17 protein-coding genes and 2 pseudogenes are annotated in these 16,365 nt (G+C 73.3%); 12 read left to right on the forward strand and 7 right to left on the reverse strand.

Annotated elements, in window-relative coordinates; genetic code table 11:
* Positions 1-56 precede the first annotated feature (56 nt).
* A complete protein-coding gene (locus ACZ5NJ_RS13725) occupies positions 57-620 on the forward strand; it encodes a hypothetical protein (RefSeq protein WP_468765025.1) in 564 nt (187 codons plus the stop codon).
* Between the two features lie 11 nt (positions 621-631).
* Here the strand turns inward: ACZ5NJ_RS13725 and ACZ5NJ_RS13730 are convergent, their stop codons facing one another.
* Positions 632-1,120 (reverse strand): MarR family winged helix-turn-helix transcriptional regulator, encoded by a 489-nt coding sequence (locus ACZ5NJ_RS13730; RefSeq protein ID WP_468765026.1) that lies wholly within the window; start codon positions 1,118-1,120, stop codon positions 632-634.
* A 111-nt stretch (positions 1,121-1,231) separates the two neighbouring features.
* Between ACZ5NJ_RS13730 and ACZ5NJ_RS13735 the strand changes: the two genes are divergently transcribed.
* From ACZ5NJ_RS13735 to ACZ5NJ_RS13745, 3 genes are read left to right on the forward strand one after another with little or no spacing between them, the layout of a single operon-like run.
* Positions 1,232-2,074, forward strand: a complete 843-nt coding sequence (locus tag ACZ5NJ_RS13735; RefSeq protein ID WP_468765028.1) for an NAD(P)H-binding protein — start codon at positions 1,232-1,234, stop codon at positions 2,072-2,074.
* Positions 2,075-2,090: 16 nt separating this feature from the next.
* Complete coding sequence (locus tag ACZ5NJ_RS13740; RefSeq protein ID WP_468765029.1) at positions 2,091-2,501, forward strand: MarR family winged helix-turn-helix transcriptional regulator; 411 nt, start codon at positions 2,091-2,093, stop codon at positions 2,499-2,501.
* A 49-nt stretch (positions 2,502-2,550) separates the two neighbouring features.
* Entirely contained in the window at positions 2,551-2,967 is a 417-nt protein-coding gene (locus ACZ5NJ_RS13745; RefSeq protein WP_468765030.1) for a TOBE domain-containing protein, read from the forward strand.
* A gap of 74 nt (positions 2,968-3,041) precedes the next feature.
* Here ACZ5NJ_RS13745 and ACZ5NJ_RS13750 read toward each other — a convergent pair whose 3' ends face one another.
* Entirely contained in the window at positions 3,042-4,526 is a 1,485-nt protein-coding gene (locus ACZ5NJ_RS13750) for a PucR family transcriptional regulator (protein WP_468765031.1), read from the reverse strand.
* A 234-nt stretch (positions 4,527-4,760) separates the two neighbouring features.
* Between ACZ5NJ_RS13750 and ACZ5NJ_RS13755 the strand changes: the two genes are divergently transcribed.
* From ACZ5NJ_RS13755 to ACZ5NJ_RS13770, 4 genes and pseudogenes are all read left to right on the forward strand, one after another.
* Positions 4,761-5,591: an FAD binding domain-containing protein gene (locus tag ACZ5NJ_RS13755; protein WP_468765032.1), complete on the forward strand. Its 831-nt coding sequence runs from the start codon at positions 4,761-4,763 to the stop codon at positions 5,589-5,591.
* Positions 5,588-8,370, forward strand: a pseudogene (locus tag ACZ5NJ_RS13760) (molybdopterin-dependent oxidoreductase). Before ACZ5NJ_RS13755 ends, ACZ5NJ_RS13760 begins: the two are co-directional and overlap by 4 nt.
* Before the next feature lie 64 nt (positions 8,371-8,434).
* Positions 8,435-8,683, forward strand: a pseudogene (locus ACZ5NJ_RS13765) (molybdopterin-dependent oxidoreductase); the annotation flags it as partial.
* Between the two features lie 107 nt (positions 8,684-8,790).
* Positions 8,791-9,096: a hypothetical protein gene (locus ACZ5NJ_RS13770; RefSeq protein ID WP_468765033.1), complete on the forward strand. Its 306-nt coding sequence runs from the start codon at positions 8,791-8,793 to the stop codon at positions 9,094-9,096.
* 25 nt (positions 9,097-9,121) lie between these two features.
* On the opposite strand, the gene ACZ5NJ_RS13775 is transcribed toward ACZ5NJ_RS13770, so the two are convergent.
* Together ACZ5NJ_RS13775 and ACZ5NJ_RS13780 are read right to left on the reverse strand one after the other, a co-directional pair.
* Complete coding sequence (locus ACZ5NJ_RS13775) at positions 9,122-9,541, reverse strand: TOBE domain-containing protein (protein ID WP_468765034.1); 420 nt, start codon at positions 9,539-9,541, stop codon at positions 9,122-9,124.
* 159 nt (positions 9,542-9,700) lie between these two features.
* A complete protein-coding gene (locus ACZ5NJ_RS13780) occupies positions 9,701-10,051 on the reverse strand; it encodes an HGxxPAAW family protein (RefSeq protein ID WP_468765035.1) in 351 nt (116 codons plus the stop codon).
* Positions 10,052-10,120: 69 nt separating this feature from the next.
* On the opposite strand from ACZ5NJ_RS13780, the gene ACZ5NJ_RS13785 reads away from it, so the two are divergent.
* Both ACZ5NJ_RS13785 and ACZ5NJ_RS13790 read left to right on the forward strand, forming a co-directional pair.
* Positions 10,121-10,594: a MarR family winged helix-turn-helix transcriptional regulator gene (locus ACZ5NJ_RS13785; protein WP_468765036.1), complete on the forward strand. Its 474-nt coding sequence runs from the start codon at positions 10,121-10,123 to the stop codon at positions 10,592-10,594.
* A gap of 212 nt (positions 10,595-10,806) precedes the next feature.
* Positions 10,807-11,478: a DUF4097 family beta strand repeat-containing protein gene (locus ACZ5NJ_RS13790; RefSeq protein WP_468765037.1), complete on the forward strand. Its 672-nt coding sequence runs from the start codon at positions 10,807-10,809 to the stop codon at positions 11,476-11,478.
* A 111-nt stretch (positions 11,479-11,589) separates the two neighbouring features.
* Here the strand turns inward: ACZ5NJ_RS13790 and ACZ5NJ_RS13795 are convergent, their stop codons facing one another.
* A complete protein-coding gene (locus ACZ5NJ_RS13795; RefSeq protein ID WP_468765038.1) occupies positions 11,590-12,414 on the reverse strand; it encodes a VOC family protein in 825 nt (274 codons plus the stop codon).
* A 125-nt stretch (positions 12,415-12,539) separates the two neighbouring features.
* Here ACZ5NJ_RS13795 and ACZ5NJ_RS13800 point away from each other — a divergent pair, with 125 nt between their 5' ends.
* Positions 12,540-13,139 (forward strand): HhH-GPD-type base excision DNA repair protein, encoded by a 600-nt coding sequence (locus tag ACZ5NJ_RS13800; RefSeq protein ID WP_468765040.1) that lies wholly within the window; start codon positions 12,540-12,542, stop codon positions 13,137-13,139.
* Between the two features lie 89 nt (positions 13,140-13,228).
* The gene (locus tag ACZ5NJ_RS13805) at positions 13,229-13,705 is read left to right on the forward strand and encodes a cupin domain-containing protein (RefSeq protein ID WP_468765041.1); all 477 of its coding nucleotides are present in this window, start codon (positions 13,229-13,231) and stop codon (positions 13,703-13,705) included.
* On the opposite strand, the gene opcA is transcribed toward ACZ5NJ_RS13805, so the two are convergent.
* Together opcA and ACZ5NJ_RS13815 are read right to left on the reverse strand one after the other, a co-directional pair.
* Entirely contained in the window at positions 13,651-14,586 is a 936-nt protein-coding gene (gene opcA / locus ACZ5NJ_RS13810) for a glucose-6-phosphate dehydrogenase assembly protein OpcA (RefSeq protein ID WP_468765042.1), read from the reverse strand. The two genes, ACZ5NJ_RS13805 and opcA, sit on opposite strands and share 55 nt — an antisense overlap.
* Before the next feature lie 72 nt (positions 14,587-14,658).
* The gene (locus ACZ5NJ_RS13815; RefSeq protein WP_468765044.1) at positions 14,659-16,278 is read right to left on the reverse strand and encodes a helicase HerA-like domain-containing protein; all 1,620 of its coding nucleotides are present in this window, start codon (positions 16,276-16,278) and stop codon (positions 14,659-14,661) included.
* Between the last annotated feature and the right edge of the window lie 87 nt (positions 16,279-16,365).

The raw sequence follows: 16,365 nt of genomic DNA on the forward strand, positions 1-16,365 counted from the left end.
TCTACTTTCGACCTGTCAAGACAGGAATGTCAGAGCAGTGACCGGGGGTCTTCGAAATGTCGTACGTGCGCACCTTCCTCCCGTGGATCGTCTTCGCGGTGGTCCCGTCCGCCCAGTGGCAGTGGGGTGCGCTCGCCGCACTGGCGGCGGCCGTGGCCGTGGCCGCCCAGCAGCGCCGCGAGGGGGCCGGGTTCGACGCGCTGATCATCGAGACCGGGTCGGCGGCCTTCTTCGCGGCCCTGGCGGCCATCGCCTTCGCCGACCCGCACTCGCCCGTGCACGGCTACTCGGCCGCGCTCTCCTCGGCCGCCCTGGCCCTGGTCGCAGCCGTCTCTCTGCTGATCCGCCGACCCTTCACCCTCGGCATCGCCAAGCGCACCACCCCCCGCGAGGTCTGGGGGCTGCGCCCCTTCATCCGGGCCAACACCGTGATCACCGGGGTCTGGACGGCCGCCTTCGCCCTGACCGCCGGGGCCCTCGCGCTGCTCGCCCACGCCGGCCAGGGCCACTCGACGGCCGCCACCGCCGTCCAGGCCGCCGGCTTCGTGCTCCCGATGCTCTTCACCTCCCGCTACGTCGCCTCCCTCCAGGCGAAGGCCGGCGCGGCAGGGGTGCGGTAGGCGCCGGGGTGCTACGCCCGGCGCAGGGCCTCCTGGGAGGCGACGTACTTCACCATCAGGCGGGCGAGCTCCAGCCGGTCGTGGTCGCTCCAGTCGGCGGTGATGTACTCGTACGCCGAGCGCTGGTGGCGGCGGAAACGGGCCATCAGCTCCTCGCCCCCGGGGCTGAGGTGCAGGACGGTGCGGCGGCCGTCGCGCTGGGAGGCGGCGCGGACCAGGTAGCCGGCGGAGATGCAGTCGGACACCATGCGGCTGGCCACCGAGGGGTCGACGCCCAGGTGGGAGCCGACGGCGCCGACGGTGACCTCGCGGGTGCCGTCCTGGGCGATCTCCAGGACGACGTTGAGGACGAGGGTCCGGCTGAGGTCCTTCGGGGAGATCGGGTGCTCGACCTCCAGGAGCGAGGAGCGGCGCAGCTTCCCGAAGGCGGGACCGACGGCGTTCAGCAGTTCTTCGGCCACGGCGGCCTCGACGGCCGTCTCCGCCTCGTGATTCTCCATGCCGCCATCGTATCCACGTGACGCACCGCAAGCATGTGTTGACATGAAAACGTGTGCGTGTCAGCATGCATATGTCTTCAGTCAATGAAAAAGCGAACGGGGCTGCTACTCATGACCACCCTCATCACCGGTGCGCGCGGCAAGGTCGGCCAGGGCGTCCTCGTCCGTCTGCACGCCGCCGGCCACCGCGTCCGCGCCGCCAGCGCCCGACCGGCCGAACTGACCGTCCCGGCCGGCGTCGAGACCTTCGAGCTCGCCCTCGACCGGCCCGAGACCTTCGCCGCCGCACTCGACGGGGTCCGCCGGGTCTTCCTCTACCCCGAGCCCTCCGGGATCCAGGCGCTGATCCGGGCCGCCGAGGCCGCCGGCGTCGAGCACGTCGTACTGCTGTCGTCCTCGTCGGTCCTCGGCCCGGACGCCGGGACGGACCCGCTCGCCCGTCACAGCCTCCTGGTCGAGCGCGCCCTCACGGCCTCTTCGCTGACCTGCACCTTCCTGCGCCCGGACGCCTTCGCGAGCAACTCCTTGGGCTGGGCGCACCCCATCGGCCGGTCGATGCCGGTCCAGCTCGCCCACCCCGACGCGCAGATCGCGCCCATCCACCCCGAGGACCTCGCCGACATCGCCTTCGAGGCCCTGACCGGCGACTCCCTCACGGGCCGCTCCGTCACCCTCACGGGCCCCGAGTCGCTCACCTTCCGCGCGCAGCTCGCCGCCCTCTCCGGCGCCATCGGCCGGGAGATTCCGGTCGAGCACATATCCCGGGAGGCCGCCGAGCGGCAGATGTCGGCCTTCATGCCGGCGCCGGTGGCCGCCTCGCTGCTCGACCTGTGGGCCGCCGCGAGCCACGGCCCCGCGACCATCGCCGACACCACCGAGACCCTCCTCGGCCGCCCCGCCCGCACCTACGCGCAGTGGGCCGCCGAGAACGCCCCCGCCTTCACCGGGCAGTGATCCCCAGGAGAACCCCATGAAGCCCCTCGGCTACTGGCTCAACCGCACCGACCGAGCCCTGACCGCCACGATGGACGCCCTGCTGGCCGAGTACGGGCTCACCCGCCTCGGCTGGCAGGTCCTCAACGTCATCGAGGACGACCCCGGGGCCACCGACACCGCCGTGCGGACCTTCCTCGCGGCCAACGCCGACGCCGGGGCCCTGACCGCCGCCATCGGGGCGGTCCTCGCCGACGGCTGGGCGCTGCGCCCGGAGCCGGGCCGGCTGGCCCTCACCGAGGGCGGCCGGGCCCGGCTGGCCGAGGCCGGCCTGCGCGTGGCGGCTTTCCGGGAGCGGGCGGCGGCCGGCATATCCCCGGAGGAGTACCGGACCGCGGTGGACGTGCTGGAGCGGATGACCCTCAATCTGGAAGGGGCGGCGCTCTGAGCGTTCCGGTCCCGGCCGGTGCGCGGGGGGCCGCCGCTAGGGTGGGCGGGTGCCCTCGTACTCCATCGGTCAGGCCGCCGGTCTGCTGCGCGTGAGTCCCGAGACCGTCCGCCGCTGGGCCGACTCCGGGCGGCTGCCCGCGCTGCGCGCGCCCGACGGCACGCGCGCCGTCGACGGGCCGGCGCTCGCCTCCTTCGCCAAGGAACGCGCCGCCGGGCTGCACCCGGTGCCCGACCGGGCCGCCGCCACCTCCGTGCACAACTCCTTCGCGGGGATCGTCACCGCGGTACGGGTGGACGAGGTGGCCGCCCAGGTGGAGATCCAGTCGGGCCCGCACCGGATCGTCTCCGTGGTGACCCGGGAGTCGGTGGAGCAGCTCGGGATCGCCGTCGGGGTCAGCGTCACCGCCCGGGTGAAGTCCACCGAGGTGTACGTGGACGTCCCCGGCGGGCCCGCCGGGCCCTGACACCCGGGCCCGGCGGACCGTGACCCGGCGGACCGCGGGTCGGTGGGGGCGGCGGGGGCGGCGGGGGCGGCGGGTCAGCGGCAGCGGAGGGCCGCGTACAGGTCCAGCTTGTGGTCCAGGCGGGACAGGTCGCGGCCCGTCAGGACCTGGACCCGCTCCATCCGGTAGTGGACGGTGTTGACGTGCAGGTGGAGCGCCTGCGCGGTCCGGGCCCAGGAGCAGTTGTGGGCCAGGAACACCTCCAGGGTCTCCCGCAGCATCCCGTCCCCGAGCGCGCCCAGCACCCGCTCGCCGAACACCGCCCGGACCTCCTCCGGCACCCCCGCCATCAGCCCTCCCAGACTGTCCAGCTGCTCGACGCCCCGCACGGGGGCGGCCGCGTCGGCGGCGGTCAGGGCGAAGCGGGCCTGGGTGAGGGAGGCCCGCAGGTCCTCCGGTCCGACCGCGACCGCGCCCGCGCCGAGGCGCAGGTCGGCCTCCGGGCCCCCGCAAGCCTGGAGCAGCGGCCACACCGCGCGCAGCCCGGCCGCGGTGTCGGTCTCCGCGCGCGTGCCCTCGTACAGGCGCGTGCCCTCGTGCACGACGGCCACGGCCTCGCCGCCGGGCGCCTCGCCCAGCGCCCACGGCAGCCCGTCGAGGTGCGCGAGGGCCTCGGCCAGGGCCGGGACCGAGGTGGCCACCACCGCCCGGTACGGCCCCTGGGCCGGGAGTCCGGCGGCGGTGAGGGCCTCCTCCAGCACGGCCGGTTCGCAGTCCCCCGCCAGCAGCCCCACGAGCTCCCGCCCGGCCGCCCGCGCGGCGGCGGCGTCGCGGTGGGCGGGCCCGTCGCGGTGCTGGGCCAGCACCTCGGCGATCTCGTGCAGCACGCGCGGCGGCGCCGCGTCGGCGTCCGGGACGTGCAGCTGCCAGGCGTCGTACGGGGAGCCGTCGGCCTCGATCCGCAGCGTGAGCCCGCCGCGCGAGGGGGACGCCGCCCGCTGCGCGGGGACGGCCGGCGCCGAGGGCGTACGGGCCACGGTGCGCCCGCTCGCGCTCAGCAGGTAGCAGTCGACCCGGCCCAGGTGCGCGCAGGCCCGCTCCAGCAGTTCGCCGGGCCCCGCGCCGTTCTCCAGCAGCCGGCTCAGCTCGGCGCGCACGTTCGACGGGAGGGCGAAGGTCCGGGTCGGCCGGCGGCTGAGGTCCCCCCAGTGCCGCAGGTAGACGGCCTCGGTGACGGCCCGGAAGCTGGTTCGCGCCGGGACGGCCACGATCGGCACGCGGTGCGCCCGGCAGGCGTCCACGAGCGCCTGCGGCACCCGCCCGTGGGTCTCCTCCCCGGCCAGCAGGGCGGTGGCGCCGGCGTCGGCCAGCGCGGAGACGAAGCGGTCCGCCTTGCCCAGGTCGCCGTCCGCCCACCACACCAGCCCGCTCAGCACGATTTCGCCGGGCCCCAGGAAACGGCCCGGGTCCTCCAGGTCCGTGGCGGTGACCCCGCTGACCTCCTGGCCGAGAAGGGCTTCCTCGCCCCAGAGCAGGGTGAGGCCGAGACTGTCGGACTGGAGCAGGTCGAGGACGTGCATGGCAGGGTCTCCTTGCGGTGGGGGTCGCCCACATTCGCCAGGCGAATACGAGAAACATCATCGTAAATGCAAGGTGATCACCCGCCCATGTCCCATCTGCGCCCCTTGGTGAATCGACCAGGACACCCCTCCCCGGACTGGCTGGATTCCGTGGCCTGGACCAGTCGTTCCGCCCCCTTCGCCGTTGCTTCACTGAAGCGGACGCCCGGACGGCAGAGAGGCTGGTGGCGCGAAATGGACCTCAACACGGTGCTCGACGTACGCGACGGCCGCCGCCGCGAACCCTGGCGCCCCGGCGATGCCTTCCTCGGCGGGGGCACGTACCTCTTCTCCGAGCCGCAGCCCCACATCCGCCGCCTCGTCGACCTCTCCCGCATGGGCTGGCCACCCCTGTCCTGGCAGCCCGACGGCTCCCTCGACATCGCCGCGACCTGCACCATCACCGAGCTGTCCCGCTTCGGCCGAAGCCTGTCCGCCACCGCCGCCCCGCTCTTCGAGCAGTGCTGCCGGGCCTTCCTGGCCAGCTTCAAGATCTGGAACATGGCCACCGTCGGCGGGAACCTCTGCAACGGCCTCCCGGCCGGCCCGGTCATCTCCCTGACCGCCGCCCTCGACGGCACCGTCCTGCTCCAGGGCCAGGACGGCACCACCCGCCGGATGCCCGTCACCGACTTCATCCGCGGCGCCGGCGTCAAGGACCTGCGCGACGGCGAGATGCTCCGCTCGGTTCGTCTCCCCGCCCGCGCCCTGGAGTCCCGTACGGCCTTCCGCCAGGCCTCCCTCTACGGGCTCGGCCGCTCCGGCTCCCTGGTGATCGGCGCCGCCGACCCCCGGGACGGCTCCCTCGCCGTCACCGTCTCCGCCGCGACCACCCGCCCGTTCCGCTTCTGGTTCGCCCTGGCGCCCACCGCCGCCGAGCTGCGCGCCGCCATCGACGACGCCGTCCGCCCCGACGAGTGGTTCGACGACATCCACGGACTGCCCGCATGGCGGCGGCACATGGCCCTGCTCCAGGCCGAGCAGATCCGCCGCGAACTCCGCCCCGCTCCGGAGGGACCCCGATGAGCTACGAGATCGAGATCAACGAGCAGCGCTTCGTGGACGAGCCCCGCGCCGGCCAGTGCCTGCGCACCTACCTCCGCGAACGCGGCTGGTTCGGCGTGAAGAAGGGCTGCGACCAGGGCGACTGCGGGGCCTGCACCGTCCACGTCGACGGGCAGGCCGTGCACAGCTGCCTCTACCCCGCCGTCCGCGCCGAGGGCCGCTCCGTCACCACCGTCGAGGGCCTCGCCTCCCCCTGCGGCGACCTCCACCCGGCGCAGCGGCAGTTCCTGGAGGCCCAGGGCTTCCAGTGCGGGTTCTGCACGGCCGGGTTCCTGATGACCACCTCCGCCCTCCAGGCCGAGCGGGGCACCGCCCACGACGACGGCAAGCTCGACGACCTCCCGCGCGCCTTCAAGGGCAACCTCTGCCGCTGCACCGGCTACCGCGCCATCGAGGACGCCGTCCGCGGGGTCAGGCACGTCGAGGAACCCGGGGCCGGCCGGGCCGTCGGCCGCAGCCCGGGCGCCCCGGCCGGCCCCCAGGTCGTCACCGGCACCGCCCGCTACACCTTCGACGTCGAGGTCCCGGGGCTGCTGCACATGAAGCTGCTGCGCTCCCCGCACCCGCACGCCCGCATCGTCGCCGTCGACACCCGCGAGGCCCTCCAGGTCCCGGGCGTGCACGCGGTCTTCACCCACCACGACGCGCCGGAGCAGCTCTACTCCTCCGCCCGCCACGAGCACCCCACCGAGGACCCGAGGGACACCCGGGTCCTGGACGACGTGGTCCGCTTCGTCGGCCAGCGCGTGGCGGCCGTGGTCGCCGACAGCGAGCAGGCGGCCGAGGAGGGCTGCCGGCGCGTGGTCGTCACGTACGAGGAACTGCCGTACGTCATCGACCCGGAGGAGGCGATGCTGCCGGGCGCGCCGGTCCTGCACCCCAAGGGCCCCGAGTCGGGGATCTTCCGCGCCGGGAACAACGTGTGCGGCGAGGTCCACGGCACGATCGGCGACATGGAGCAGGGGTTCGCGGAGGCGGACGTCGTCCACGAGGAGACCTTCCGGACCCAGCGCGTGCAGCACGCGAGCCTGGAGACCCACGGCTGCGTGGCGTACTTCGAGCCCAAGGAGGAAGGCGACGGCGAGCGCATCACCGTCCGCACCTCCAGCCAGGCCCCCTTCCTGACCCGGCGGGGACTGTGCGCGCTCTACGGCCTGAACGAGGACGAGGTCCGCGTGGTCGCGGGCCGTGTGGGCGGCGGCTTCGGCGGCAAGCAGGAGATGCTGACCGAGGACATCGTGGTCCTCGCCGCCCTGAAGCTGCGCCGCCCGGTGAAGCTGGAGTTCACCCGGGCCGAGCAGTTCCACGGGGCGACCACCCGGCACCCGTTCAAGACCACCATCAGGATCGGGGCGAAGAAGGACGGCATGCTCACCGCGCTGCGCATCCGCATCGTCTCCAACACGGGCGCCTACGGGAACCACGGCCCGGCCGTCATGTTCCACAGCGCCGGCGAGTCCTTCGCGGTGTACAAGGCACCGAACAAGGAGGTGGAGGCGTACTCGGTCTACACCAACACCGTGCCCGCGGGCGCCTTCCGCGGCTACGGCCTGGGCCAGGTCCTGTTCGCCCTCGAATCGGTGATGGACGAACTCGCCCTGCGCCTGGGCATGGACCCCCTCGCACTGCGCGAGAAGAACGTCATCGGCCCGGGCGACCCCATGGTGACCCCGATCGGCCACGAGGAGGACCTCTTCATCGCCTCCTACGGGATGAAGCAGTGCATGGACATCGTCCGCAGGGCGGAGGCCGAGGACCGCAGCCACGAGGACGTCCCCGAGGGCTGGCTCACCGGCACCGGCGCGGCGGTCGCCATGATCGCGACCGGACCGCCCGGCGGTCACTTCGCCGACGCCCGGGTCAGCCTGCTGCGCTACGGCACGTACGACATCGCGGTGGGCACGGCCGAGTTCGGCAACGGCACACCACCGTCCACCAGCAGATCACCGCGGGCGCGCTGAACACCACGGTCGACCGGATCACCATCCGCCAGTCCGACACCGACGTGGTCCGCCACGACACCGGCGCCTTCGGCTCGGCCGGCACGGTGGTGGCGGGCAAGGCGGTCATGCTGGCGGCCGACTCGCTCGCGGAGCGTCTGAAGACCCTCGCCGCCCGCCACACGGGCGTGGCCCGGCACCTGTGCCGACTGGAGGCCGAGGCCTTCGACTGCGCGGGCCGCGTCGTCACCCTCAAGGAGCTCTACGAGGCCGCGCACGACAAGGGCGCCCTGGACGAGGTCGCCGCGGACGGCCACTGGCGCGGCTCCCCGCGCTCGGTGGCCTTCAACGCCCAGTGGTTCCGCCTCGCCGTCGACCCGGATTCGGGCGAGATGAGGATCCTGCGCAGCGTGCACGCGGCCGACGCCGGCAAGGTCATGAACCCGATGCAGTGCCGGGGCCAGGTGGAGGGCGGGGTGGCCCAGGCCCTGGGCGCCACCCTCTTCGAGACGGTACGGGTGGACGAGCGCGGGGAGGTCACCACGGCCGCCTTCCGCCGCTACCGGCTCCCGCAGTACGCGGACGTCCCGCGCACGGAGGTCCACTTCATGGAGACCTCGGACGCGATCGGCCCGCTGGGCGCCAAGTCCATGAGCGAGAGCCCCTTCAACCCGGTGGCCCCGGCCTTCACGAACGCCCTGCGGAACGCCACCGGCATCCGTTTCACGGAACTGCCCGTGACACGTGATGTGGTGTGGCGGGAGATCAACAGGAGACTGCAAGGTGAAAAGGACGATTGAGCGCACAGCTGCGGCCCATAGACCCTCTCAACCTGGCAGATGAGGTCCCGCAGCCCCTCCTGTGGACCGCAGCCGCTACCTGCTGGCGGTCAGCGGCGGCGACGGCCACCACACCGTCCTGTCCTGGGCCGAGCTGGACGAGGACTTCTGCGGGAGCCCGGTCCTGCTGGCCACCCGCCTCGACGGCGAGGACCTCGACGGCTCGGGCAGCCAGCTGGTGGTCCCGTCCGACCGGTGCGGGGCCCGCTACGTCAGCGCGGTGACGCGCGTCTGGTTCGGGACCCCGGTCGTCCCGGCGCTGACCGGCGCCTGAAACACGCGCCCCTCCTCCACCGCCGCGCACGCCGTCACACTGAGCCACCACTCGCTACCATCAGCGACGACAACAGCGGGTCGGGCGGGCCGAGAGGTGGACGGACGATGAGGCGAACGGTACGGCGCACGGGCAAGGCCCTGGGAGCGTGCGCGGCGGCCGCGCTGCTGGCGCTGGCCACCCCGGCGGGCGCGGCACAGGCGGCGACGGGGACCCTGATCATCGACGGGACGGAGCACGAGGACCCGTCAGGCTGCTACCGGCTGGGCGACTTCGCCCCGCCGAAGGTCGCGAACCACACGGACGGGGCGGCGTGGGTGTGGTCAGGGACCGACTGCGACGGTGAGGTGACGCAGCAGGTCGACCCGGGCACGGAGGCCGTCGGGCGCGGCCGGAGCCTGTTCATCGAGTGAGGTCCCGGCGCGGTCCCGGCGGGCCCTACGCGGCCTGGAGGGAGACCTCGGTCGCCTTGATCAGGGCGACGACGGAGGCGCCGGCGGCCAGGCCGAGGGCGTCGACCGCGTCGGCGGTGATCGCGGCGGTCAGGCCGCCGCCGTCCACGTCCACCTTGACGGAGGCCATGGCCGGACCGGTGGCGACGTCCACGACGGTGCCGGCGATCCGGTTGCGGATGGACAGCCCCTCGACGGGCCCGGTCGCCAGGGCCACCTCGGTGGCCTTGACCAGGGCCTTCACGGAGGAACCGGCGGCCAGGCCCAGCTCCTTGACGGCGTCGGCGGTGATCGCGGCGGTGATGTCCTGACCGCCTGCGAGGCGGACCTTGACCGCCGCCATGGCCTCACCGGTGGTGATGGCGGTGACGGTTCCGGCGAGCTGGTTGCGGATGCTCAGGCTCATGGGTGGTTCGACCTCTTACGTAGTCGCTTCGCGCGCTCCGGGAAGAACCGCGCGCGATCGACCGTAGGCCCGTGTGGATCATCGCGCAGGGAGCCCCTCGCATCCACGAACCCGATCCACCCGTGCGCCTCGTCCCTGCCGTGATCGACGCGGGGCGTCTCACGGCCGGAGACCGCTCCCGGGGGACCGGTGGGCGACGGCGACGGCGACGGCGGGCCGGCGTCCGGCCATGCGGCAGCCGAGGCACTCGGCGTGGCCCTCGCGCGCGCTGTGGTCGCGCGCCGCCATGGGCCAGTGCGCCTTCGGACGCGGGCCGGGGCCCTTGCCCCAGCCCGCCAGGTGCAGGACCCAGGTGAGCACGCCGGCCGCGGCCATCACCGCCGCCCCGGCCCCTATCCCCGGCGTCCAGCCGCACACCCCCAGGCCGATCACCGCGGCCCCCGCGGCGGCGACGGCGGTTCCCGCCCAGCCCGCGACCGTGTGGCCCTCGTCGTATCCGTGCGCGCTCATACGTCACCCCTGTCGACCTATGATGTCTTAGCCAGTAAGCAATTTATCTTAGGCACTAAGGGATTTTCAATGGAGGGCACCCCCCGCCCAGACGCCTCCGTTCCGGCGGCGATCAGCGCGATGGACGACCTGATCGCGACGAGCATGGTGGCCCAGCAGGAGTTCGCCCGGAACCTGGGCCTGAGCCCCACGGACCTGATCTGCTTCGCGTACGTCCTCCAGGCCGGGGACGCCCCCGTCACCGCCGGCGACCTCGCCGCCCGCGCGCACGTCACCACGGGCGCCGTGACCGGCATCGTCAACCGGCTGGAGCGCGGCGGGTTCGTGACCCGGCAGCCCGACCCCGCCGACAAGCGCCGGGTGCGCGTGGTCGCCGTACCCGAGGCCGCGCAGCGCGTCCGCGCCGTCTACGAGCCCTACTACGCGCTCCTCGCGCAGCTCTTCGCGACGTACGGCCCGCAGGAGGTGGCGGTGCTGAACGACTGGTTCACCCGTGCGGGCGCCCTGGCCGCCTCCTACCTCGCGGAGTCCTGCGGACCCTGAGCCGCGGCGGCGTGGCGTTCACGTTCATCTCATTGCAATGGGCGGCAGGAGTTCGTTGCGTTAAATTGCAGGCTCACTGCAACGATTTCCCGGGCTTGAGCTGGGCATATACAGCTTTCACGCAACTCCTACGTTGCCAACCCCATGAACGCAACATAGCGTTTCTCATGTCGGAAACACCGATGAACGAACGTCGAGTACAGGAGCCCGCCATGCAGAAGTTCGCCGCCACCGCCCCCTTCTCCGCCGTCCTCGACATCCCGGCGGGACGCATCCAGCTCATCGCCGCCGACCGCGCCGACGCCACCGTCGAGGTCCGTCCCGCCAACCCGGCCAAGAGCCGCGACGTGAAGGCGGCCGAGCAGATCACCGTCGACTTCCGTGACGGCGTCCTGCGGATCGCGGCCGCCCACGCCAAGAACCGCCTGCTCGGCAACTCCGGCTCCGTCGAGGTGACCGTCCAGCTGCCGGCCGGCTCCCGCGTCGAGGCGAAGGCGGCCGCCGCCGACCTCAGGGGCGTCGGGCGGCTGGGCGACGTCGTCTTCGACGGCGCGCAGGCCCAGGTCAAGCTCGACGAGACCGCCTCCGCCCGGGTGACCGTCCAGGCCGGCGACGTCGCCCTCGGCCGGGTCGGGGACCGGGCCGAGATCAGCACCCAGAAGGGCGCCATCACCATCGCCGAGGCCGTCCGGGGCACGGTCACCCTCACCACGCAGCACGGCGACATCACCGTCGGCACCGCCCCCGGGGTCTCCGCCACCCTCGACGCCGGGACCTCCTACGGCCGCGTCCACAACGCCCTCACCAACACCGACGGCGCGGCCGCGGCCCTGAACATCCACGCGACCACCTCCTACGGCGACATCACCGCCCGCAGCGTCTGACCGCGCCCGGCCCCGCCCCGCCGCCCCGGGAGCCCGCCACCCCACCCGGGGCCACTCGGGCGCCGTGCGCCCGCGCCCCGGCCGGGGGCCACGGGCGCACGGGGCGGTCCCTCAGCCGAACTTCGGCATCTCCCCGACCCGGGTGTCCATGTCGATGACCGCGAACACGGCGCCCTGCGGGTCGCCCAGCGCGGCGAAGCGGCCGAACGGGCTGTCCATCGGGCCGAAGTAGAGCTGCCCGCCGCGCGCCTTCGTCTTCTCCACCGCCACATCACAGTCCGGGACGCCGAAGTAGACCTGGACGTAGGACGGGACCTGCGGCGGGAACTCGTCCCCCATCTTCATCCGGCCCAGCACCGGGTGGTCGGCGCCGCCCACGCTGAAGACCTTGAAGTCCACCCCCGCCGCCCCGGGGTCGTCGCACTCGGCGCCACCGGTCTCCATCTGCTGCGAGCCGTACGGGAAGACCCGCTCCAGGAACGGGTCGGCCTTGTCCGGCTCACGGGTGTAGACCTCGGCCCAGGCGTACGAACCCGGCTCGCCGAGCTTCTCGAAGCCCTTGTGCTCGCCGGGCTGCCAGACGCCGAACACCGCGCCGCTGGGCTCCTGGGCGATCGCCATCGTGCCGAACGTGCCGACCTGCATCGGCTCCATCATCAGCGTGCCGCCCGCCGCCTTGATCTTCTCGGCGGTGGCGGCGGCGTCGTCCGAGGCGAAGTAGAGGCACCACTGCGAGGGCGCGTCGGCGCCCGGCATCGGCGGGACGACCGCCGCGACCGCCTTTCCGCCGGAGTAGGCCTGGGTGTAGTCGCCGTACTCGCTGGTGGCCTCACCGAAGGTCCAGCCCAGCACGTCGGCGTAGAACTCCTTGGCGGCCTCCACGTCGGTGAACATCGCGTCCACCCAGCAGGGGGTGCCTTCCGGGAACTCGGCCATGGTCGATCGACTCCTGTGTCGTCTGTCGTCTGCCGTCTCGCGAACGTTCCTCCCACGCTAGGACGGGGGTCTGACAATCGCGCGCCGAACGGGCGCGGGGGCCGGTCCCGGGGGAGGCTGGGGGCATGGACGAGATCACCATCCGGCTCGCGCAGGAACCCGAGGCCGACGCCCTGCTCGGACGCAGCCCGCTGGCGGCGCTCACCGGGATGCTGCTGGACCAGCAGGTGCCGATGGAGTGGGCGTTCTCCGGGCCGTGGACGATCGCGCGCCGCCTGGGCGCCGACGACCTGGACGCGCACACGATCGCCGCGTACGACCCGGAGGCGTTCGCGGCGCTGCTGTCGCAGAAGCCGGCGGTGCACCGGTACCCGGGGTCGATGGCGAAGCGGATCCAGCAGCTGTGCGCGTACCTGGTGGAGCACTACGAGGGGGACGCGGAGGCGGTCTGGTCGGACGCGGGCACGGGCGCGGAGCTGCTGGAACGGCTGAAGGCGCTGCCGGGGTTCGGCCAGCAGAAGGCGCAGATCTTCCTGGCCCTGCTGGGCAAGCGGTACGGGGTCCGCCCCAAGGGCTGGCGGGAGGCGGCCGGGAACTACGGACCGGCGAACGTCCACCGCTCGGCGGCGGACATCACGGGGCCGGAGTCGCTGGCGAAGGTCCGTGAGTACAAGCAGGCGGCGAAGGCCGCCGCCAAGGCCGCCGGTGGCGCCCAGACCGCGTAGACCCGTGTCCGCCCCGGCACCGGAGGGGAGTTGACGGACCGTCCGGCCGGGTGGGGCCGCCGCGCGGGGCGACGCGTAAGGTCGGCCGGATGACCGAGAACCTCACCCGCGCCACCACCGCCGAGCGGATCTCCGACGGCCCCGGCAGCGTCATCACCCTGCTCACCGACACCGCCGAACTCACCTGCAACACCGCCAGCTTCGAGGTCGGCGCGGCCGGCGCCCCGGTGCACTTCCACACCAAGGCCACCGAGTTCTTCCACGTCACCGCCGGAAAGCTCGACGTGCTCGTCGGAGACGAGGTCCACACCCTCTCCCAGGGCGACTTCCTCACCGTCGCCCCCGGCGTGAAGCACGCCTTCGCCCCGGCCCCCGGCCACACCGCCGAGGTGTTCGTCGGGTTCACCCCCGGCATGGCCCGGTTCGACTACTACCGCCTGCTCGGCCGGGTGCGCGCGGGCGAGGCCACCGTGCAGGACATCATCGACAGCCAGCCCACGTACGACAACCACTACGCCGAGAGCGAGGCCTGGGCCGGCCGCCTGCTGCGCAGCGCCGAGGCGTAGACCTCGTCGGCGTCCAGGCGCCGCAGCTCCTCCGCGATCAGCTCCGCCGTGCTGCGGATCTTGAGCGCGACCTTCCGGTCGGGCCAGCCCGGCAGGACCAGGGTGGCCAGGGAGCCGGTGGGCCGGTCCACCACGATCTCCCCGGCGGAGGTCTCCAGCCGGACCCGGGTGATGACCGGCCCGTCGGTGGCCACCCGGGTCACCGGAACGCCGAGGCGGTCCTCCAGCCAGCGCGCCAGCAGCTCGGCGCTGGCGTTGTCGGGCTCGCTCTCCACCGCCGCCCCGGTCACCGGCAGGGGCTTCTGGTCGAAGGCGCAGGCCAGCAGCGAGCGCCACGGCGTGAGCCGGGTCCAGGCCAGGTCGGTGTCGCCCGGGGCGTACGCGGCCGCGCGTTCGCCCAGGACGCCGACCGGGTCCACCGCCGCCTGCGCGTCGGTGATCCGGCGCTGCGCCAGCGCGCCCAGGTCGTCGCGGGCGGGGTCGGCGGGGGCGTCGGCCGGCCACCAGGCGACCACCGGCGCGTCCGGCACCAGGAGCGGCAGCACGATCGAGCCGGCCTGGGTGGTGAGCTCCCCGTGCAGGCGCAGGATGACGATCTCCCCGGACCCGGCGTCCGAGCCCACGCGCAGCTCGGCGTCCAGTCGGGTGCGCCGGCGCCGCTCGGGGCCGCGGTGGGTCCGCTTGATCACCGCGATGATCCGGCAGGGGTGCTCGCGCGAGGCCTCGGAGGCCGCGCGTACGGCGTCGTAGGCGTTCTCCTCGTCGGTGACGACGACGAGGGTCAGCACGAGCCCCATGGTGGGGCTGCCGACGGCGCGCCGGGCCGCCAGCAGGGCCCGGTCTATCTTGCTGGACGTGGTGTCGGTGAGTTCGGTCCGCATACCCATGAGTCTGTCAGCGGCCGCCGTGGCGCGGGCACCCGGTTCGCTCGATTCATCCTGGAGGGGCGCCCCTCAGCGGCGCCGGCGGGCCGTGCCGAAGAGGGAGCGGGAGATCTCGCGCCCGACCTGGGTGCCGATCGAGCGCGCCAGCGAGCGGAACAGGCCGCTGCCGACGACCTGTTGGGCCAGCGAGGGCTCCGGCTTGGGGGCGCCGCGGGCGGCGCGCTCCTCGGCCTTGGCCTGCTTGTCGGCCTCCGCCGCCGCGGCGGCGGCCTCCGCCTCGGCCTCCGCGGCCGCCTGTTCGGCGGTGATCTTCTCGTACGCCGACTCGCGGTCGACGGGCTCGGCGTAACGGGGGTACAGGAGCGAGGCCTTGACCGCCGCGTCGAGGGCGGCCGCGTCGAGGGGGCCCATCAGCGACTGCGGGGCGCGCAGCCGGGTGGCGGCGACCGGGGTGGGGGCCCCGTTCTCGCTGAGGACGGTGACGACGGCCTCGCCGGTGCCCAGCCGTGTGAGCAACTCCTCCAGGTCGTAGGGGGAGTGGGGGAAGGTCCGTACGGTCGCCTTGAGGGCCTTGGCGTCGTCGGGGGTGAAGGCGCGCAGGGCGTGCTGGACGCGGTTGCCGAGCTGGGCCAGGACGTCGGCGGGGACGTCCTTGGGGGTCTGGGTGACGAAGAAGACGCCGATGCCCTTGGAGCGGATCAGCCGCACCGTCTGGGTGATGGATTCCAGGAAAGCCTTCGAGGCCCCGTTGAAGAGGAGGTGGGCCTCGTCGAAGAAGAAGACCAGTTTGGGCCGCTCCAGGTCGCCGACTTCGGGGAGATCGGCGTAGAGGTCGGCGAGCAGCCACATCAGAAATGTAGAGAAAAGCTGCGGTTTGTCCTGTACGGCCGGAAGTTCCAGTACGGAAACCAGCCCGCGCCCGTCCGGCGCCGTTCGCAGGAATTCGCTGGTGTCGAATTCCGGTTCGCCGAAGAATTCCGAGGCGCCCTGCTGCTCGAATGCGGTGAGCGCCCGCAGAATCACGCCGGCGGTCACCGTGGAGAGTCCACCGATCCCCTTCAGCTCCGGTTTCCCCTTCTCCGAGACGAGGAAGGCGACCACCGCCCGCAGGTCCTTGAGGTCGATCAGCTCCAGGCCCTTGGAGTCGGCGTAGTGGAAGATCAGGCCGAGCGACTGCTCCTGGGTCTGGTTCAGCTGGAGCACCTTCGACAGCAGGACCGGCCCGAACGCGGTCACGCTCGCCCGGACCGGGATCCCGGGGCCGATCCCGCCGAGGGAGTAGAACTCGGCCGGACAGCCGGCGGCCTCCCACGGCTGGCCGACCTCCCGCGCCCGTTCCGCGGTCCGGCCGCCCGGCACGCCGGGGGCGGAGATCCCGGAGACGTCGCCCTTGATGTCGGCGAGGAAGACGGGCACGCCGTTCGCGGAGAGCTGCTCGGCGATCAGCTGGAGGGTCTTGGTCTTCCCGGTGCCGGTGGCGCCCGCGACGAGCCCGTGGCGGTTGAGCATCGACAGCGGGACGCGGATCTGCCGGTCGGGCAGGCAGACGCCGTCCCAGAGCAGGGCCCCCAGCTCCAGCGCGGGACCGGTGAAGGCGTACCCGGCGGCGATGGCGGCGGCCGGACCGTCCGGGTCCGTTCCTCCCCCCGTGGCGGCGGCCGGCTCGGGCGGGTCGGTGCTCTGGCTCATGCGTCACTCCCGGAATAGCCCTGTGTGCCACTTTTGCACCGTCGGCGCGAGGCTGCGCCCGGAGGCACCGGCCCGGTAGGCTTTCCG

This window comes from Streptomyces sp. NPDC032091, assembly GCF_055580265.1.